The organism is Flagellimonas alvinocaridis (assembly GCF_965248585.1).
Taxonomy (GTDB): domain Bacteria; phylum Bacteroidota; class Bacteroidia; order Flavobacteriales; family Flavobacteriaceae; genus Flagellimonas; species Flagellimonas alvinocaridis.
Window position 1 is genome coordinate 231,224 of record NZ_OZ252111.1, and the last position, 17,828, is coordinate 249,051.

General features: G+C 42.0%; 20 protein-coding genes. 8 read left to right on the top strand and 12 right to left on the bottom strand.

Going from position 1 to position 17,828, the window contains the following annotated elements; genetic code table 11:
• Position 1: 1 nt before the first annotated feature.
• Positions 2 to 946: a carbohydrate kinase family protein gene (locus ACP14V_RS00995; RefSeq protein ID WP_136565201.1), complete on the bottom strand. Its 945-nt coding sequence runs from the start codon at positions 944 to 946 to the stop codon at positions 2 to 4.
• A gap of 156 nt (positions 947 to 1,102) precedes the next feature.
• Here ACP14V_RS00995 and ACP14V_RS01000 point away from each other — a divergent pair, with 156 nt between their 5' ends.
• Positions 1,103 to 1,828, top strand: a complete 726-nt coding sequence (locus ACP14V_RS01000) for a metallophosphoesterase (RefSeq protein ID WP_272609217.1) — start codon at positions 1,103 to 1,105, stop codon at positions 1,826 to 1,828.
• 54 nt (positions 1,829 to 1,882) lie between these two features.
• Complete coding sequence (locus ACP14V_RS01005; RefSeq protein ID WP_136565203.1) at positions 1,883 to 2,878, top strand: acyl-ACP desaturase; 996 nt, start codon at positions 1,883 to 1,885, stop codon at positions 2,876 to 2,878.
• Between the two features lie 18 nt (positions 2,879 to 2,896).
• Here the strand turns inward: ACP14V_RS01005 and ACP14V_RS01010 are convergent, their stop codons facing one another.
• The 6 genes from ACP14V_RS01010 to ACP14V_RS01035 all read right to left on the bottom strand — a co-directional run bounded on the left by ACP14V_RS01010 (position 2,897) and on the right by ACP14V_RS01035 (position 7,769).
• Positions 2,897 to 3,454: a hypothetical protein gene (locus ACP14V_RS01010; RefSeq protein ID WP_272609218.1), complete on the bottom strand. Its 558-nt coding sequence runs from the start codon at positions 3,452 to 3,454 to the stop codon at positions 2,897 to 2,899.
• Between the two features lie 478 nt (positions 3,455 to 3,932).
• A complete protein-coding gene (locus ACP14V_RS01015; protein WP_272609219.1) occupies positions 3,933 to 5,486 on the bottom strand; it encodes an aldehyde dehydrogenase family protein in 1,554 nt (517 codons plus the stop codon).
• Between the two features lie 73 nt (positions 5,487 to 5,559).
• Positions 5,560 to 5,934, bottom strand: coding sequence for a DUF1304 domain-containing protein (locus tag ACP14V_RS01020; protein WP_409557923.1), 375 nt, complete (start codon positions 5,932 to 5,934; stop codon positions 5,560 to 5,562).
• Positions 5,931 to 6,473 (bottom strand): 3-hydroxyanthranilate 3,4-dioxygenase, encoded by a 543-nt coding sequence (locus ACP14V_RS01025; protein WP_272609220.1) that lies wholly within the window; start codon positions 6,471 to 6,473, stop codon positions 5,931 to 5,933. The genes ACP14V_RS01020 and ACP14V_RS01025 overlap by 4 nt, the downstream gene beginning before the upstream one ends.
• A gap of 111 nt (positions 6,474 to 6,584) precedes the next feature.
• Complete coding sequence (locus ACP14V_RS01030) at positions 6,585 to 7,094, bottom strand: CAP domain-containing protein (protein ID WP_272609221.1); 510 nt, start codon at positions 7,092 to 7,094, stop codon at positions 6,585 to 6,587.
• A 150-nt stretch (positions 7,095 to 7,244) separates the two neighbouring features.
• Positions 7,245 to 7,769: a CvpA family protein gene (locus tag ACP14V_RS01035; protein WP_272609222.1), complete on the bottom strand. Its 525-nt coding sequence runs from the start codon at positions 7,767 to 7,769 to the stop codon at positions 7,245 to 7,247.
• 59 nt (positions 7,770 to 7,828) lie between these two features.
• Here ACP14V_RS01035 and ACP14V_RS01040 point away from each other — a divergent pair, with 59 nt between their 5' ends.
• Genes ACP14V_RS01040 through ACP14V_RS01050 form a run of 3 tightly spaced genes read left to right on the top strand, consistent with a single transcriptional unit; the run spans position 7,829 to position 10,173 of the window.
• Positions 7,829 to 8,185 (top strand): hypothetical protein, encoded by a 357-nt coding sequence (locus ACP14V_RS01040; protein WP_272609223.1) that lies wholly within the window; start codon positions 7,829 to 7,831, stop codon positions 8,183 to 8,185.
• Between the two features lie 8 nt (positions 8,186 to 8,193).
• The gene (locus tag ACP14V_RS01045) at positions 8,194 to 8,502 is read left to right on the top strand and encodes an antibiotic biosynthesis monooxygenase family protein (RefSeq protein WP_272609224.1); all 309 of its coding nucleotides are present in this window, start codon (positions 8,194 to 8,196) and stop codon (positions 8,500 to 8,502) included.
• A 3-nt stretch (positions 8,503 to 8,505) separates the two neighbouring features.
• Positions 8,506 to 10,173 carry a glycerol-3-phosphate dehydrogenase/oxidase gene (locus ACP14V_RS01050; protein ID WP_272609225.1) on the top strand — a complete coding sequence of 556 codons (1,668 nt, stop codon included), beginning with the start codon at positions 8,506 to 8,508 and terminating at the stop codon, positions 10,171 to 10,173.
• Here ACP14V_RS01050 and ACP14V_RS01055 read toward each other — a convergent pair.
• Entirely contained in the window at positions 10,170 to 11,171 is a 1,002-nt protein-coding gene (locus tag ACP14V_RS01055) for an NAD(P)H-dependent glycerol-3-phosphate dehydrogenase (RefSeq protein ID WP_272609226.1), read from the bottom strand. The two genes, ACP14V_RS01050 and ACP14V_RS01055, sit on opposite strands and share 4 nt — an antisense overlap.
• A 124-nt stretch (positions 11,172 to 11,295) precedes the next feature.
• Between ACP14V_RS01055 and ACP14V_RS01060 the strand changes: the two genes are divergently transcribed.
• Positions 11,296 to 12,216 (top strand): nicotinic acid mononucleotide adenyltransferase, encoded by a 921-nt coding sequence (locus ACP14V_RS01060; protein WP_272609227.1) that lies wholly within the window; start codon positions 11,296 to 11,298, stop codon positions 12,214 to 12,216.
• Between the two features lie 93 nt (positions 12,217 to 12,309).
• On the opposite strand, the gene ACP14V_RS01065 is transcribed toward ACP14V_RS01060, so the two are convergent.
• The gene (locus ACP14V_RS01065) at positions 12,310 to 13,152 is read right to left on the bottom strand and encodes a helix-turn-helix transcriptional regulator (protein WP_272609228.1); all 843 of its coding nucleotides are present in this window, start codon (positions 13,150 to 13,152) and stop codon (positions 12,310 to 12,312) included.
• A 134-nt stretch (positions 13,153 to 13,286) separates the two neighbouring features.
• Between ACP14V_RS01065 and ACP14V_RS01070 the strand changes: the two genes are divergently transcribed.
• Positions 13,287 to 14,258: a phytanoyl-CoA dioxygenase family protein gene (locus ACP14V_RS01070; RefSeq protein ID WP_272609229.1), complete on the top strand. Its 972-nt coding sequence runs from the start codon at positions 13,287 to 13,289 to the stop codon at positions 14,256 to 14,258.
• 82 nt (positions 14,259 to 14,340) lie between these two features.
• Positions 14,341 to 15,867: a SulP family inorganic anion transporter gene (locus ACP14V_RS01075; protein WP_272609230.1), complete on the top strand. Its 1,527-nt coding sequence runs from the start codon at positions 14,341 to 14,343 to the stop codon at positions 15,865 to 15,867.
• Between the two features lies 1 nt (position 15,868).
• Here the strand turns inward: ACP14V_RS01075 and ACP14V_RS01080 are convergent, their stop codons facing one another.
• The 3 genes from ACP14V_RS01080 to ACP14V_RS01090 all read right to left on the bottom strand — a co-directional run bounded on the left by ACP14V_RS01080 (position 15,869) and on the right by ACP14V_RS01090 (position 17,826).
• A complete protein-coding gene (locus ACP14V_RS01080) occupies positions 15,869 to 16,396 on the bottom strand; it encodes a DinB family protein (protein WP_272609231.1) in 528 nt (175 codons plus the stop codon).
• A 91-nt stretch (positions 16,397 to 16,487) separates the two neighbouring features.
• Positions 16,488 to 17,357 (bottom strand): YciI family protein, encoded by an 870-nt coding sequence (locus tag ACP14V_RS01085; RefSeq protein WP_272609232.1) that lies wholly within the window; start codon positions 17,355 to 17,357, stop codon positions 16,488 to 16,490.
• Positions 17,358 to 17,472: 115 nt separating this feature from the next.
• Entirely contained in the window at positions 17,473 to 17,826 is a 354-nt protein-coding gene (locus ACP14V_RS01090; protein WP_272609233.1) for a YciI family protein, read from the bottom strand.
• Positions 17,827 to 17,828 lie beyond the last annotated feature (2 nt).

Sequence of the window (17,828 nt, forward strand, 5' to 3'; positions counted from 1 at the left end):
TTTATTTTTCCAACTGTTCTTTGGTAGGTAATGCCGCAATGGCCCCATATTGGGTTGTGGTCAACGCACCGGCCCGGTTGGCCATTTCAACCATTTTTTCCAGGAGGTCAAATTGTTCAAAAACAGGATCAAAATTCCCCAAATCCGAAATTTGGTGGAGGAGGCAACCCATGAATGCATCTCCAGCTCCAGTGGTGTCTACTGGGTCTACTGGAATGCTGGGAATAATTTTTTTAACGCCATTGGCACTGAGTAAAGTACCCTCTGCCCCTAAGGTTATGGTAATGATCTTGCTACCCACTTCATGTAGAAATTCGCATGCTTGCATGGGATCGGCTTTACCGGATATTAGTTGTGCTTCTTCCAAACTGAATTTGCACAAATGGGACTTTTCCACAAACGGCATACATTTTTTCACAAAGGTTTCCTCATCTTCTTTCCAAAGATCACCCCTAAAATTGGGGTCAAAGCTTATAAACATTTCCTTGGTAAGCGCATCAAAGAGGTATTTGCTGTAGGTCTTTTCCAAAGGTCCGCCTAAAAGAGCGGTTGCAGCACCCAAATGCAGAATATTGTCCTTAAAGGTTTTTCGCAATAGGGGATCATATCCTAACTCACGATCGGCACCCCTGCTAAATACAAAATCGCGTTCACCATTCTCGGCCAATGAAACAAAGGCAAGGGTAGTAAAGGTTTCAGAGCGTTGGACCAGCGAAGTATCCACATTTTCAGCTTTTAGGACATCAAGCAAAAAGTTCCCAAAAGGATCTTCCCCCACGCAACCAATAAAAACACCCCGGCCACCAAGCTTGGATATGGCACAAGCTACGTTGGCGGGTGCTCCACCCGCTTTCTTGGTAAATTTTATGGCCTTTGAAAGGTCGTTGCCTTGGTTTTCAGCAACAAAATCTATCAATACTTCACCTATGCAGAATACTTTTTTCATTTTTTCCTTGTACTATCCCAATGTACATATAAAAAAGACTCTCATCCAAAAAACGCCATCCTTTTGTTTGGGAACAGGGTCTTATCCAATGGAAAACTTTACCTTAATTTAGTATGCATCGCGCCTTTTGTCCGTAATATTGTCAAAAATTTTGATATGCGAACATTGGTTGTGGGGGATATCCATTCAGGATTGCGAGCTTTGGAACAACTTCTTCAAAGAGCAAAGATCACCTCAACAGATCATCTGATATTTTTGGGAGATTATGTGGATGGTTGGAGTACTGCTGTAGAAACGGTTGACTTTCTTTTGGATTTGAACAGAGAATTTGATTGCACATTCATTAGAGGCAATCATGATGAACTGTGCAGGGAATGGTTGTTGACCAAAAAAGAGAATCCTCAGTGGCTTGCCCATGGTGGAACAGCAACAAGGGATTCTTATCTGAACGATGGTCGCAATGATTGGAGCGCACACCTTGAGTTTTACGCTGGATTAAAGAACTACCATTTAACAGAAGATAACAGGCTTTACCTACATGCCGGGTATACTAACCTTAAAGGGGTAGATTTTGAATATTTTGAACAATCATTTTATTGGGATCGTACCTTATGGGAACTTGCCATGGCAGTAGACCCCAAACTGACCCCAACAGATTCCAATTTTCCTAAAAGATTACATCAATATAAAGAAGTCTTTATAGGCCATACACCTATCTCTAAAACCGAAGAGGTTATCCCTAAAAATGGGGCCAATGTATGGAATGTGGATACTGGGGCCGCGTTTATGGGAGCGTTGACCATAATGGATGTGGAAACCAAGGAGTTTTGGCAAAGTGATGCCGTTCATACATTTTATCCTGGGGAAAGAGGAAGAAATTAGAACTATTCCATCCATTTTCAGAATTTAATGGAGACCTTTGCAAAAAACTAGTTTATGCCAGAAAAGAATATTCGGTTGGAGGTAATGCAAACCATTGAGCCGAAAGTGGAAGGATTTATGAAGGAGTTTCTCATTCCTACTGAAGAAATATGGCAACCCACAGACTTCTTGCCAGATTCCCAAAGTGATAAATTTTTTGATGAAGTGGAACAGATTCGTGGTGAGGCCAAAGAACTGGGCTATGATTTTTGGGTAACCTTGGTGGCAGATACCATTACCGAGGAAGCATTACCAACTTATGAGTCTTGGTTGATGGATGTTGAGGGAATTGATCAACACAACGGTAAGGAAAATGGATGGAGCAAATGGGTAAGGGCATGGACCGCAGAAGAAAACAGGCACGGAGACGTGTTGAACAAATACCTTTACCTATCTGGAAGGGTAAACATGCGGGAAGTGGAAATTACTACCCAACATTTAATTTCGGATGGGTTTGATATCGGTACCGATAGAGACCCCTACAAGAATTTTGTCTATACCTCTTTTCAGGAATTGGCCACGAACATTTCCCACAAAAGAGTGGGCAAGTTGGCTCGGCAAAAGGGAAATAAATCTTTGGCCAAAATGTGCAACATCATTGCTGGCGACGAAATGCGTCACCATTTGGCCTACAGGGAGTTTGTGAAGATTATTTTAGAACACGACCCCAACAATATGGTAGAGGCTTTTGCCGACATGATGAAGCGAAAAATTGTAATGCCGGCACACTTTTTACGTGAATCGGGCGGAAGTATGGGGTTTGCATTTGAACAATTTTCAGATTGTGCACAGCGATTGGGCGTATACACAGCCCAAGACTATATTGAAATTCTACAAAAGTTGAATGATTATTGGCAGTTGGGAAGTCTACAGGCGCTTTCAGATACGGCAGAAAAGGCCCGTGATTATCTGATGAGATTGCCAGAGCGACTACAACGGATTGCTGAGCGGATGAAATTTTCAGAGGAGCAGTATACTTTCAAGTGGGTCACTGCAAACGGAATGATTTAAGGGAGTTTTGCTGGTAATCTAAAACTTTCCGGCCCTATGTTTTTCTTGCCATTCAGACAATTGTTCCCAATGTCCTTCATAGGCCATTTTGGCTTGCATGGGCCATGAGGCAGGATCATGGATTCTAAATCTTTTACCCCCCGAATCCAATACTTCTTGGCATGTATCGGCCGAGGTTTCCGATAGGGCCTTCCAAGTTTTTATGTCGAAATTATGGAAGAGCGTCTCTATTTTGGGCCCTATACCTTCAACAATTTTCAGGTCGTCCAATTTCACCTTTTTGCCCAATGCGGTCCGGGCGGCATCTGCATTAAACTGTGGTGTGGGTGTATGGGCAATTTTATTGGATACTTTGGGACTTACTTTGGAAGTGTTGGTTGCGGACAATCGTTTTTTGCAAATTTCCAAATCGGCCCGTAGTTTGGCATTTTCTATATCCAGTTTGCTCAATTCACTGAAATTATCGGGTGCCGAGGGAACATCGGATTTTCCAAATAAATAGCCCAAAACACCTGCAACTATACCGGTAAGCGCCAAGATAATCCAATACCAAGTATTTGAGTCTTGAAAATCCATTGGTCGAGGTTGAAAAGGTTTATGAATACCACATCCAAAATATTAAAAAAATCTTAAAATCGTTGATTTAATGTTAAGAAATTGAGCTTTTTAGGTGCTTATCGTATACAGATTACAAGGTATGGAAACTGAAAACAGGGTTAAAAGGGCAAATCATACATTTTTTACTACCACTGATACGAATGCCTTTAGAAGATTCCTCAAATAGTATGAAATTCGTGGCAAATATTAGGTAAGAAACCCTATTTCTCCCGACTAGGTTCCGGCATTGAAGTAGGGTTTAATCAAACTAAGTTTGAGTTAGTTAAGTTGGTTTTTTAAGATCGCCCGTTTAGTGTTCATCCTAAATGGGCGACTTTGTTTAGTGGAAAGTGTAATTCAAATCCATTATAGATTACATCAAAGGAATGATGAATTCATAAAAAGAAAAAGCCCGGATATTTCTCCGGGCTTTTTTATGGGTTTAACTACCAACACATCATAAGTCAAATTTAATGCCTTGTGCCAAGGGCAATTCTGTAGTGTAATTTATAGTGTTCGTTTGGCGTCGCATGTAAACTTTCCAAGCATCAGAACCACTTTCGCGACCTCCACCAGTCTCTTTTTCCCCTCCGAAAGCACCTCCTATTTCTGCGCCTGATGTTCCAATATTCACATTGGCGATACCACAATCGCTACCTGAAGCTGATAAAAATCGCTCGGCCTCTCTAAGGTTGTTGGTCATAATGGCCGATGAAAGACCTTGTACAACACCGTTTTGCTGTTCAATGGCGTTTTCAACCTCTCCGGAATATTTTAATAAGTATAAGATTGGGGCAAAGGTTTCCTCCTGAACAATTTTGAAGGAGTTTTCGGCTTCAACTATGGCCGGTTTAACGTAACAGCCACTTTCATATTCCAACCCTTCTAGTACCCCTCCCTCTACAAGTATTTTACCGCCTTCTTTCTCAGCTTTTTCAAGAGCGTTGAGGTACATTTTAACGGCATCAACATCAATTAGAGGACCAACGTGGTTGTTTTCATCCAAAGGATTACCAATTCTAAGTTGTTGGTAGGCATCGGTAACCGCATTTTTTACTTGATCGTAAATAGATTCGTGAATAATTAATCTACGGGTTGAGGTACAACGTTGTCCTGCCGTTCCGACAGCACCAAATACGGCACCGATTACGGTCATTTTAATATCAGCGTCGGGAGTTACAATAATGGCATTGTTACCTCCAAGCTCCAATAGCGATTTTCCCAGTCTTGCCGCTACGGCTTGGGCCACAATTTTACCCATTCTGATGGAACCTGTGGCTGATACCAGTGGAATACGTTTGTCATTTGTCATGAGCTCGCCCACTTTGTAATCGCCATTGATCAAACATGAAATTCCTTCTGGTAGATGGTTCTTTTGAAGTACTTCGGCTATGATGTTTTGGCATGCAACACCACAGAGAGGTGTTTTCTCCGATGGTTTCCAGACGCACACATCACCACATACCCATGCCAATGCGGTGTTCCAAGCCCAAACAGCAACCGGGAAATTAAAAGCAGAGATAATTCCCACTACACCAAGTGGATGGTATTGCTCGTACATTCTATGCCCAGGGCGCTCCGAATGCATCGTCAATCCGTGCAGTTGTCTGGAAAGGCCAACGGCAAAATCACAGATGTCTATCATCTCTTGGACTTCACCCAACCCTTCTTGGTAGCTTTTTCCCATTTCATAGGAAACCAATTTGCCTAAAGGTTCTTTGAGTTCACGGAGTTTATCCCCGAACTGTCTTACAATTTCACCTCTTTGGGGTGCAGGGATGGATCGCCATTTTTTAAAAGCAGAGGTGGCTGCATCCATAACCATTTTGTAATCTTCAGGAGAAGTGGTTGTTACTTTCCCGATGAGTGCACCATCGACAGGTGAATAGGAAGCGATGGTATCACCCGAACCAAAATGCTCCGAACCTGTAGAAGTTCCATTGTTTATTTCTTTGAGTCCAAGCTTTTTTAAAGCTTCTTCCATTCCAATAGCAGTCGCTGTGTTTGACATTTATAACTTTTTAATCGTGAATTGTTATATTTTTTCAAAATTACAAATAATCTAGGAGGGAAAAAGAAGGTTTTCAAAAGAAAAGATACAAGAGAAACAGAACTATACCCAACAAAGCGGGTAACCCTTGTACCACAAATATTTTTTTGGAAGCGGTAAGGGCGCCATAAATGCCGGCAATGGCTACACAACCTAAAAAGAACAGGGCTAAGTTTACCTGCCAAATAGGGTCTTGGATGATTAATGACCATAGGAGCCCTGCTGCCAAAAAACCATTGTAGAGCCCTTGGTTGGCGGCAAGGGTTTTGGTGGGTTCGAACAAATTTTCAGGGAATTGACGAAATACTTTTTTTGCCTTTGTGGTCCATGCGAACATTTCCAACCATAAAAAATAGATGTGGAGCAAAGCCACAATAATTACTACAATTTTAGCTAAGAGGAGTATCATTCTTCCTTGGCAATAAAGCGTTCATCAATAGGCATGACCGTTCTACATTGGTCACAGGTACGCAGTTCCTCGGAACTGTAAAAGTGCTTAAAATGGGCCAAAAAATCTTTCTCAATATCGTTTAAGGTAAAGTAGACCTCATAAAGTTTGTTGTTGCAGTGATCACAGAACCAAAGTAGTCCGTCATCGACTTTCATGTCTTTCCTTTTGCGCTCAACCACCAGCCCAATGGACCCTTCATGGCGCACTGGTGAATGGGGAACTTTGGCAGGATGCAGATACATGTCGCCTGGGCCCAGCTTCATGGTCTTTTTTTGGCCATCTTCTTGAATATGAACTTCAATATGACCTTCCAATTGATAGAAAAGCTCTTCGGTTTCGTTATAATGGTAATCCTTTCGGGCATTGGGCCCGGCAACGATCATCACAATATAATCATCAGCTTCTTTGTAAAGATTCCTATTGCCTACAGGAGGTTTTAATGTATCCCTATTTTCCTCGACCCATTTGTTTAGGTTAAAAGGAGCTTGTATGGCCATATCTCAAGATTTTAGGAAAGGTAAAAAAAACCTGAGAGGGAACATAGTGTTTCACAAAAAAGACCTGCTTGGCAAACAGGTCTTCAACACTAATATAAATGTACGTGGTTGTTATTCCACTTTAATAAAAATCTGTGTGTAATAGGGTCTACCCTCTTTATCCAACTGGACGCTCAAGGTAGTATGGGTATAATCTCCTTCCAAGGCTTTTTTATGGGAATCACTCACTAACCAAGCTTCCATTGTTTTTTCTGCTGAAATATAATACCGAGCTACATTTTCCGAAATCCCAATTGCATCGGTTTCCTCGGCTATCTTATTGGCCCTAGACTCGAAATTGTCATGGCTCAGTTTGTTTTTTGCAATCATATAGTTGTTGTGTTCCTCGGCATATTTGTAGGAGGACGGACTGTCTTGGAGGGTGTTCATTCCTATGGAAACCCTGTGTTCGTTGACCATATCCATGAGTTTATCCTCAATACCGTTGGGGTCTATAGAAATTTTTTCATTCCCAAGGGTCGCCTCGGTGTATTCAATCTCATCCTCAATTGAAGTGGAGTTGCACATGGTAAACAAGGCAACAGTTGCAATGAGCAGCATTGCGCTACATAATTTTTTCATTATCGGGGTACTTTCAGGGATAGGTTCTAATATCCCAGTGTTCTGAATGCTAATCTAATGGAGGAAACTACTTTTCCCATAAATTTTCCATAGATGGCAAATTCTTACGTTGAATTGCAAAAATGTAAGTACAAATGAAGGTGTGGACAGTTAAATGGTCTCTCCGTTGAATTCTAGTTCTTCTTGGGCTTTCTCATTCTGAAGCACAAGATCAAATATAAAAGCACCAATATCCTTTATGGGGGTATAAAAAACAGACTCTTTTTTGGTCTCTTCATTGATTAGGTTCAAAGGCGTGGAAAGGCGTTCAAAAAAGATAAGCATGGCGCCCAAGATAACAGCGACCTTCAGTGCCCCAAAAATACCGCCTGAGAGCTTGTTCAAAAGGCCGAGCATAGCAAAATCAGCAATTTTGGTCAAGAACCTTCCAGCAAAGTTGACCAATAGGATAATGGCAAAAAAAGTGATTAAAAATGCTGCAATGTTCATGTACTGCTCGCTCCAGTTCATGTGCTGGGCCAAATAATCCCCAGTAATATATGAGAAATGGATGGCCCCATAGATTCCGGCAATCAATGCCACCAAAGAGGCAATCTCCACAAAAAGACCATTTTTAAGGCCCTTGTAGAGGCCCCAAACCAATAAAATCCCAATAACAATATCCAAAAAGCTCATATGCGGGTTTTAACAAATATAGAATATTGATTTGTACCTTTGGAATTCATGCAAATGATATGTCAAGAGACGAGAAATTAAAGGAACGATGGGAGCTTTTGGTGGAAAGATTATCTCGGCAATTTTCTGATGGTGATCCTTTGGAAATTGATGGTATAATCTATTTGGTGGGAGTTCAGGAGCTGGGAAATTTTCACCGAAGCTTCAAAAAAGATGAGAAGATCAATCTTATGCATATTGCTATTTGTAGATTGTTGGAACCCTATGGCTACTATGATTTTGATTTTTTTGATGATGATGGATGGCCCCACTATAAGGTCAAGGAACAACTACCTCCCTTAAAATCGGGAGAACAGGCTATTTTAATGAAAGAGGCTTTGGTGAACTATTTTTTGGAGAAAGAATACATTGATTGATCCCCGATATGGAACTACAGAAACCTTACTATGCGGTCATTTTTACAAGCCTGCGCACCGATGGCGACAACGGTTATGGCGAAATGGCCGTAGCCATGGAGGAATTGGCCCGGAAACAGCCCGGGTTTTTGGATTTTGAAAGTGCCCGCGACGGATTGGGTGTGACCATCAGTTATTGGGAGAGTTTGGAAGCCATTGCCCATTGGAAGGCCCAAATGGAACATCGCGAAGCACAAAGGAAAGGAATCAGAACTTGGTATTCTTGGTACAAAGTCCGAATTTGTAAAGTGGAGCGAGAATATGAATTCACCAAATAAGATATGGAGGGAAGCATTGCTTTTTCAAATCTGGACCGGGATAAAATCCTAAAAAAACTGGCCAAAGAGCCTTATGATCTCGTGGTAATCGGGGGAGGAATCACCGGAGCGGGAATAGCTTTGGACGCTTCTTCCCGTGGATTAAAGACGGTTTTGTTGGAAAAGGGCGACTTTGCATCGGGCACCAGTAGCAAATCCACTAAATTGATACATGGAGGACTTCGCTATTTAAAGCAATTTGATTTTTGGTTGGTGAAGGAAGTAGGCTCCGAAAGGGCCATTGTCCATAAACTGGCCCCCCATTTGGTCATTCCCGAGAAAATGTTGCTGCCCTTGATCGAGGGCGGTTCCTATGGAAAATGGTTGACCTCCATCGGCCTAAAAGTCTACGATATCTTGGCCCAAGTCACAGGGGATGACAAGCGGCAAATGTTGGAAAAAAAGGAAGCCTTGAAGCTGGAGCCCCTGTTACCGAAAAAGATACTGAACGGGGCTGGGTACTATGCCGAATACCGTACCGATGATGCCAGACTCACTTTGGAGAACATCAAGACCAGTCTTCATTATGGGACACAGGTGCTCAACTATGCTGGGGTTACGGATTTCATCTATGAAAACGAAAAAGTGGCCGGGGTAACCCTCAAAGATGAAGTCACTGGAAAGGAAATCAGCATAAAATCCAAGTATGTTATCAACGCTGCGGGACCTTGGGTAGATGAGTTGAGAAGCATGAACCACTCCAAAAAAGGAAAAAGACTGCATTTGACTAAAGGCGTCCATTTGGTTTTTCCCAAAGAAAAACTCCCGGTAAGGCAATCCGTGTATTTTGATATCCCGGACGGACGGATGATGTTTGCGATTCCAAGAGGCAAGGTAACATATATTGGGACTACGGATACCAATTACAATGCAGACAAAGACCATGTGACCACGGATATTGCCGATGCCATTTATTTAATTTCTGCTGTAAACCATATGTTCCCGGACATCAATCTTGAGTTGGACGATATCATTTCGTCGTGGGCAGGACTGCGGCCTTTGATTCATGAAGAAGGCAAATCGGCCTCGGAGCTTTCCCGAAAGGATGAGATCTTTACCTCGGATACCGGGTTGGTGAGCATTGCTGGAGGTAAGCTTACCGGGTATCGGAAAATGGCGGAACGCACCGTGAACCGTATCGCCAAGCAAATGGAAGAGGATCATGAGATTTTATTAGATCCCTGCATTACAGATAAAATACCACTTTGCGGGAGCGATTTTAAAAAGTTCAAGCACGTAAAAAAGTACATCGCACAGATTTTTGACCGTATCCAAGACAGTGGTTTTTCTGAATACGACGCGTGGTATCTGGTAACCACCTATGGCAAACAGACCGAGACCGTTCTAGAGCACTATGCGGCCCTAACTAATCCTGATGTGCATGAGCGCATAATCAGGGCAGAAGCACAATTTGCCATTGCCCATGAAATGGTCCTTAACCCCATGGATTTTTTCATTAGACGAACCGGACGGTTGTATTTTGACATCGATAGTGTTCGCCAATACAAGGACGCAGTATTGGATGAGTTTCAAAAGGCTTTTGGGTATACGGATGACCAAATAGGGGCATTCCATAAAACCTTGGAAGAAGAGTTGGAAGAACATTCCAACTTTTCGTTGGATAGGGATTAGTCCAATTTATCGGTTAACTTTTCAAAAACCTTTTTAGGGTTTTTTTCTTTGTATAGCACTTGGTACACAGCATTGATGATGGGTGTTTTGGACTTTTTCTCCAACTTGTCCATGAGCAAGTGTGCACTTTTGGTGGCATAATATCCTTCGGCAACCATATTCATTTCCATCATGGCACTTTTAACGGTATAGCCTTTCCCGATCATATTGCCGAACAGGCGATTTCGACTGAAAGTGGAATATCCGGTCACCAACAAATCACCTAAATAGGCCGAGTTGTTAATATTCCGTTTCATTTTGTACACCCGATCAATAAACCGTTTCATTTCCCGGATGGCATTGCTCATCAGAACACTCTGGAAATTATCGCCGTAGCCCAATCCGTGCGCAATACCGGCGGCAATGGCATAAATATTTTTGAGCATGGCGGCGTATTCCGTTCCAATGATGTCATCGGATATCTTGGTACGGATATAATCACTTTTCAATCCCTGTGCCACCAGTTTGGCATTGTTGGCGTCGGCACAGGCAATGGTAAGGTATGAAAGGCGTTCCAAGGCCACCTCTTCGGCATGACAAGGCCCAGTGATTACCCCAATGTTCTCGAACGGAATGTCGTATTGATTATGAAAATGCTCTCCGACAATAAGACCGCTTTCTGGTACAATCCCCTTTATGGCCGAAAAGATGATTTTGTCCTTTAGATCAACATGGAGGTTTTTGAGTTCCTTATCCAAAAAAGCAGAAGGAATGGCAAAGATGAGCACATCGGATGCTTCCACAATTTGGTCGATATTGTGACTAAGATTGAGTTGACCCACGTCAAATTCCACAGAACTTAAATAATTGGGGTTATGACCTTCTTTAAGGATATGCCTTATGGCAGAGTCGTTCCGCATATACCATCCCACCTTGTTCTGGTTTTCCGATAGCATCTTAACCAAAGCGGTTCCCCAGCTTCCTCCACCAAAAACCCCAAATCTCAATTTATTTTCCATGGATACCATTTACGGGGCAAAGCTAAAAAATATATCAGAGCATACATTATCATCTGATTATCAAAACATTATAATTTTTGGCACAATGCTTGGTCTAGATTTGTTGAATCTTAAAACCTCGACTATGAAAATTGGAAAACTACTTTTTGGAATATTATTGATAGGCCTTTTGGCCAGTTCTTGCTACACCGAGGTTATTCTGGATGATGATTATATCACCGAATCTCCCATAAATACCGCCTTGGTTTTAGAGAGTTACGATTTATGGTATGTAGATATTAATGTAACCAAGGGTAATGGCGAGGTCCCATTTTTGCAACATGCTTTTACCATTTCTTTTGATAGAGGGGTGGTTTATGCCAACAATAACTTGGTAGGAATTGGAAAAACAGGAAACGGATTAGGGATAGATGTTGGCAACTATGTAACCTTGTCCGGAGCCGTTGAGGTAGACCATGATGTTGATGGACTTTGGCTAATGGAAGTGTATGCATTGAACAGCAACACTTTGGAACTGTACAACCCTTATTCCGACACCTCATATGTACTAAGGGGATACCAAAGCAGAAATTTTGATTATGATCAGGTCTTTTATGACAATATCCAATATTTTCTGCAGGAATACCAAGTTTGGGAAAAGACCTATACCAGTGAAGTGGGCGCCATTAATGAATTTGATGAGGAAAACTATCTGCAATTTCCTGTAAGCAATGATGGGTCTTTTAGGTCCTCCATTGATGCCCCTGGAATTCCATTGAGCAATTTGCAATGGGATTACCAAGGAATCTACCAAGTTTATGATGTGCAGAACGATGCTACACTTAAGACCTTAACATTGGATTACGACTATTTGGGCGATGATTACTTTGAACTTTATGTTATGGATGATAGCACCATTGAGTTGTACCACGTTTCCAGCGGAACTATTTATGAGTTTACAGGAAGAGGGTATATGCAATACTTAAAATTAGGTATTGACACTGGAAAAAAACGCGTGAAAGTTAAAAATGCGTTAATGAACGTGGTTCGCCAACGTAAAATGTAAGGAAAAAATAAAGTGTTCGACTATACAAATAAGTTTTTTGGTTGGTTATTTAGTTAAGAATCGCCTTGAGCAACTTTGCTTAAGGCGGTTTTTTTATACATGAGCATTCCTATAGCTCGAAGGGTTTTCGCCGCTTACCTTTTTGAAGGTCCTGTTGAAATAAGATAAACTTTCAAAACCACATTCATAACAAGCCTCGCTAACATTTTTTCCAGTAAGTAAAAGCCGCTTGGCCTGGGTTATTCGGTACTGGTTCAAGAAATGCGTAAAAGTACTTCCTGTATTCCTTTTAAAGTACCTGCAAAAAGCCTCCTTACCCAGATTTACCGATTCCGCAACATCATCCAATGCAATTTTTTTGGAATAATGCTCATCAATATAAGAGTACACCCTTTGCAAACGCTGTTGCTGTTTGTTGGCTTTATCATTTATGATGGGATTGGAATGCAGCAACTCAAATTCCTTGCTTTGAGCCAAAATTTTGAGCAACTGTAAAATTTTAAGGAACTGTCCAAACCGGTCCATGGCTTGCAATTGCTTCATGATGTTTCCAATAGTCTCCTTGGTTGCCCCAAAGAAGGCAATACCGTGCTGCGATTTTTCCAATAGTTCATAGACATCCTCAAGCTCTTCGATTTCGGCAAACACCTTTTCCTTAAAGGATGCACTAATATGCAAGACCTCTTTATGGTACGTTGTTTTAATACCGTAATCAAAATTCAAATGGGGAATGTTGGAACCGATCAGCACCAAATCGCTGCCCTTAAAGTTGGAGGTGTGTTGACCAACATGTCGTTTGCCATTGGCACCTTCAATATAAACCAGCTCGAACTCAGGATGAAAATGCCAGAAAAAGAGATCGTTCAATTTGGGATTGTGCAATAAATGAAAGGAACTCTTATCATTGGGTTGTATGTTTTCTAGTTGAATTTTCATTGTATTGCTCAAATATTTTTAAAAATAATCAATAAAAATCAAAATAGTACAAATTATGGTCAATCCCACGGTGGAAACCATTTTGATTCACCCATAGCTTTGGCATCTAGAGTATTGAATCAAAAAAACATACAATGCAACAGCAACAGAACATGGAAATGGCCAACAAGGCCCACGAAGAAATACCGGGTAACCCATCCACGGCGACCAGTAGTAAAATTAAATTGAACGATAGGTCCAATGGGGAACCTTTACGGGTTTTATCCGAGGAGGATTGGGAATTCTGGTTAAAGAACGGGTACATTGTCATTAAAAATGCTGTTCCGAAGGAGCAGGCCAAGGCCACTGCCGATTTTTTATGGGAGTTTGATGAAAAGGATCCAAACAATCCGGACACCTGGTACGCTCCTGCCCGGGCAGAAATGAAAATGAAAGAACTTACGGGAACCGGAATGGTAGAGGTCTATAACCATCAACATTTATGGAACAATCGGCAAACCCAAAAAGTATACGATGCCTTTGTGGACATTTGGGGAACTGAAAAGCTATGGGTGACCATTGATCGTGCCAACTTGAACATGCCCCAACGGCCCGGTGAAAACAAAAAAGGGTTTATCCACTGGGATTATGATCCAGAAACCAAACCGCAAAATGTACAGGGCGTTCTGGCATTGGCAGACCAAACTGATGAAAATATGGGAGGATTCCAGTGTATTCCTTGGCTTTACAGAAACTACGATACATGGAAACTGACACAACCCGAAGACCGCGACCATTTTCAACCCGATGTTACGGGCTTGGAAGACAAAATCGTGAAGGTGAAATTGGAAGCGGGTGACTTATTGATCTTTAATAGTACCCAACCCCACGGGATTCGTCCAAATAAATCAGGGAATAAGGTTAGGATTGCACAATACATTTCCATGATGCCCGCTGAAGAAGACAATGAAGAAATGCGAAATTGGCGTATCAATTCTTGGAAAAATAGAATTGCCCCTGAAGGGTATGCCTTTCCCGGAGACCCCAGAAAATGGGAACAGACCAAATACGAAACCGCAAAATTAAGCGCGTTGGGTGAAAAGGTATTGGGATTGACCAACTGGTAGATCATCAAATCCTTAAAAATAAGGAGCTTATTAGGGTCTTGCATTTAATAATGCTACTTTTGCCCGCTTCAAGAAAGAAGCCATGAAAAAATATCTCAACCTTTTTGATTTTTCCCAAAAAGTAAACTATCGCACAGAAATTTTATCGGGCTTGACTGTTGCACTTGCCCTGGTGCCAGAAGCTATTGCATTTGCCTTTATTGCAGGTTTGTCTCCCCTAACCGGACTATACGCTGCGTTTGTAATGGGGTTGGTCACTTCCATATTGGGAGGTAGACCGGGAATGATTTCTGGTGCTACTGGAGCCGTGGCTGTGGTCATTGTGAGTTTGGCAAAGCAATATGGCGTTGAGTATGTTTTTGCAACGGTGGTTCTTGCAGGAATTTTGCAGATGACTGCCGGATTGCTTCGCTTGGGGAAGTTGATGCGCTTGGTGCCCCACCCTGTAATCTTTGGGTTTGTGAACGGGTTGGCCGTCATTATTTTTATGTCGCAAATGAGCCAATTTAAAACTGCGGATGGCGAATGGTTGACCGGGAGCACTTTGTTCATCTTTCTTGGATTGGTACTGCTGACCATGGTCGTTATTTGGGGACTTCCCAAATTGACCAAGGCGATTCCAGCGTCTTTGGCCGCAATTCTTTTGGTGTTCGGGCTTGTATTTTTCTTGGGACTGGATACCCGGACCATTGGCGATATCGCTTCCATTGAAGGAACTTTTCCTCCCTTTCATATCCCTGATCTGCCCCTTACTTTGGAAACCCTACAGATTATATTTCCCTATGCGGCTATCGTGGCAGGCGTAGGTTTGATCGAGAGTTTGCTCACCTTGAATATTGTTGATGAAATTACCGAGACCCGTGGTAGGGGAAACAAGGAGGCCGTGGCTCAAGGTACGGCTAACATCCTTTCAGGGTTCTTTTCCGGAATGGGTGGTTGTGCCATGATCGGGCAGAGTTTGATCAATACTTCCAATGGTGCCAGGGCACGACTGTCTGGAATTTTTGCTGCGTTAATGTTGTTGGTGTTCATCATGTTTGGGTCTAGCCTTATTGAAAAAGTGCCTATGGCCGCATTGACAGGGCTAATGATCATGGTGGCATTGGGAACTTTTGAATGGGCGAGTTTAAAAACCTTCCGCCGTATGCCTAAATCCGATGTATTGGTCATGGTGCTGGTAACTTTGGTGACGATATTCCTTCATAACTTGGCTTTGGCAGTCTTGGTGGGAGTCATTATTTCTGCCTTGGTGTTTGCATGGGACAATGCAAAACGCATCCGTGCGAGAAAACATATCGATGAAGAAGGGGTGAAGCATTACGAAATTTATGGTCCTCTTTTCTTTGGCAGCACTACCTTGTTTGCCGAAAAGTTTGATGTGCTCAATGACCCCGATGAGGTTGTTATCGATTTTGCCGAAAGCAGATTGGTGGATATGTCTGCCATTGAAGCCGTGAACAAGATTACCGAACGCTACAAAAAAGTAGGAAAGAAACTTCACCTAAAACACCTGAGCAGGGATTGTAGGAGGTTGTTGGCCAATGCGGATGATATTATCGAGGTAAATGTGCTGGAAGATCCAACCTATAAGGTTGTGGTGGACAAATAGACTATTCCCTGGTTTTCCCAAGAAACACATTCACATTAGGGTTTTGGGGATTGCCACTGGCCCTTCGCATCAGTACAATTTGGCCGGTATGGTAAATACAATCGGAAAGCATCCCGTTGATCATGTTCCAATATGGGAATTCGGACTGTTTATCACCTTGTTTAAAAATCACTTTAAAATCTTCCATTTCTTTGGAGTTTTTTCCCAGAACTTTCTGGCTGGCCGCTAGTAGGTTTGTAAGAGTCAGTTCACGAAGCTCATCGTAGGAATAGTTAAGGGGGGCCTTGGGCCTTTCATAAGGCTTTGCATCTGGGGCCAATACAATATTGTTGGACATGGTGTAGATGTGTTCCATGGTCTCGAAAAGGCTGCGTCCATCCGCAGAAGGTTTGTATTGCAGGTCTTTTTCGGTCAAACCCTCTGTTGCCCAATAATAGCGATAGCCCAAACCATCGATCATTCGTGACACAATATTGCCAGCACTGTATGTTTCGGCATGATCGGGAATTTGATGGTAGGGTAATTCCATATTTTGGGCTTGTAGTTTCATTGCGAAAATAAAAAAGAAGGCACAACCAATTAACTTGGTAAAAGAAAGGTTAGTCATAATTAAAAAAGAATTAATCCATAATGGATTTTTTGGCCAAGGTAAGGCCAATTTGGTTTACTGCCATAAGAGCGGCCGAACCATACCATTCTTTGAGTTCCATGGTTAAGCTGCCTGCCTGGATGGCAGGGTCGGTCTCGGTAAGTGTTTTGGCTTCTTCCAACGAATCCACATTAAAAATATAAATGCCCCGTAAGTCATCATTGCCAAAAAATGGTCCAGCAAGGACCAACTTGCCTTCTTGGGCCAATTTTCCAATATTCTCTAAATGGGCTATCTGCAATGCGTCCGCTTCTTCTTTGGGAAGGGAACGATTGGGGCCTCGTTTTAAGAATGCAAAAACGTATTTTTTCATTCCATAGTCATCCGCCCCGTATTTTTCCGCTTTTTCGGCATCAAAAAGAACCCCGCCTTTTTTGGGAAGTGTTTTTTCTGAGTTTACAATTCGGAAGACTTGGCCCCCTGGGGCATGAAAATAGTAAAAATGGGCATGATCTTGATATTTTTCAACTTCTGGGAGCATTGGAGGAGCGCCATAATTTTTGATAATGGATTGAACAGCTTCATATTCCGTTGAGGGAACCAAAAGTCCCAATTGCATGGATTTGATAAATTCAGACGAGTCCAATACCATGTTTTCATCGGAATGGTAGGCAAATTTCACAAAGCCACCTTCGTCAAAATATACCCAATCAGAATCAGTTTTGGGCTCTATTCTTCTGCCCAAAGCGACCCCAAAAAATGAATTTATGTTTTGTCGCTCATTCTCATGTAGATTGACCTTTGCCTGCGACGTGAAGACTATGGTGTAATCTGATGGGGATTGTGCAGTGAGGGCAAAACTACATAGTAGGACAAGCAGGGGAAAGACTTTTGTTTTCATCAAACAGAAATTAAGAGTATCCCATAAAATTAACCGATTATTGATTAAGATAGGCTTGCTTTTTTGCCAAAAAGCAGGTGTAAATCGGTAAAAAAGGACAAATAAACCCCATTGATCACTCCAGACATCCCTTGTAAAAGGGATAAAAAGGATGCACTTCAACTGTGAAAAGCCCATTTTGGATTGCAACGTCTTGGTGTAGCAAGGCTTTGGCAGATTCGAGGTCAGCAGCTTTTAGAACAATCATTCCTGTATCGCTGAATCTTGCGCCCAAAATAATCGTTTCCTCTTTTCTAAGCTTAGACAAAAAAGCTGAATGTTCCTTAAAATAAGGTTGATTCTGGGGTTCTACGTCTTTGTTCCAAAGATTTCCAACAGTATACAGGGCCACGAACTGTGATTTGTTTTCTGCATTATCTTGTGCGGAGATAAGAAAGGGAAACAGCAATAGTAATATTAATTTTCTCATGT

Excerpts from the sequence above, each read along its gene's own strand:
- ACP14V_RS00995 (WP_136565201.1), bottom strand. The coding sequence starts at position 946 with ATGAAAAAAGTATTCTGCATAGGTGAAGTATTGATAGATTTTGTTGCT.
- ACP14V_RS01000 (WP_272609217.1), top strand. The coding sequence starts at position 1,103 with ATGCGAACATTGGTTGTGGGGGATATCCATTCAGGATTGCGAGCTTTG.
- ACP14V_RS01005 (WP_136565203.1), top strand. The coding sequence starts at position 1,883 with ATGCCAGAAAAGAATATTCGGTTGGAGGTAATGCAAACCATTGAGCCG.
- ACP14V_RS01010 (WP_272609218.1), bottom strand. The coding sequence starts at position 3,454 with ATGGATTTTCAAGACTCAAATACTTGGTATTGGATTATCTTGGCGCTT.
- ACP14V_RS01015 (WP_272609219.1), bottom strand. The coding sequence starts at position 5,486 with ATGTCAAACACAGCGACTGCTATTGGAATGGAAGAAGCTTTAAAAAAG.
- ACP14V_RS01020 (WP_409557923.1), bottom strand. The coding sequence starts at position 5,934 with ATGATACTCCTCTTAGCTAAAATTGTAGTAATTATTGTGGCTTTGCTC.
- ACP14V_RS01025 (WP_272609220.1), bottom strand. The coding sequence starts at position 6,473 with ATGGCCATACAAGCTCCTTTTAACCTAAACAAATGGGTCGAGGAAAAT.
- ACP14V_RS01030 (WP_272609221.1), bottom strand. The coding sequence starts at position 7,094 with ATGAAAAAATTATGTAGCGCAATGCTGCTCATTGCAACTGTTGCCTTG.
- ACP14V_RS01035 (WP_272609222.1), bottom strand. The coding sequence starts at position 7,769 with ATGAGCTTTTTGGATATTGTTATTGGGATTTTATTGGTTTGGGGCCTC.
- ACP14V_RS01040 (WP_272609223.1), top strand. The coding sequence starts at position 7,829 with ATGTCAAGAGACGAGAAATTAAAGGAACGATGGGAGCTTTTGGTGGAA.
- ACP14V_RS01045 (WP_272609224.1), top strand. The coding sequence starts at position 8,194 with ATGGAACTACAGAAACCTTACTATGCGGTCATTTTTACAAGCCTGCGC.
- ACP14V_RS01050 (WP_272609225.1), top strand. The coding sequence starts at position 8,506 with ATGGAGGGAAGCATTGCTTTTTCAAATCTGGACCGGGATAAAATCCTA.
- ACP14V_RS01055 (WP_272609226.1), bottom strand. The coding sequence starts at position 11,171 with ATGGAAAATAAATTGAGATTTGGGGTTTTTGGTGGAGGAAGCTGGGGA.
- ACP14V_RS01060 (WP_272609227.1), top strand. The coding sequence starts at position 11,296 with ATGAAAATTGGAAAACTACTTTTTGGAATATTATTGATAGGCCTTTTG.
- ACP14V_RS01065 (WP_272609228.1), bottom strand. The coding sequence starts at position 13,152 with ATGAAAATTCAACTAGAAAACATACAACCCAATGATAAGAGTTCCTTT.
- ACP14V_RS01070 (WP_272609229.1), top strand. The coding sequence starts at position 13,287 with ATGCAACAGCAACAGAACATGGAAATGGCCAACAAGGCCCACGAAGAA.
- ACP14V_RS01075 (WP_272609230.1), top strand. The coding sequence starts at position 14,341 with ATGAAAAAATATCTCAACCTTTTTGATTTTTCCCAAAAAGTAAACTAT.
- ACP14V_RS01080 (WP_272609231.1), bottom strand. The coding sequence starts at position 16,396 with ATGGAATTACCCTACCATCAAATTCCCGATCATGCCGAAACATACAGT.
- ACP14V_RS01085 (WP_272609232.1), bottom strand. The coding sequence starts at position 17,357 with ATGAAAACAAAAGTCTTTCCCCTGCTTGTCCTACTATGTAGTTTTGCC.
- ACP14V_RS01090 (WP_272609233.1), bottom strand. The coding sequence starts at position 17,826 with ATGAGAAAATTAATATTACTATTGCTGTTTCCCTTTCTTATCTCCGCA.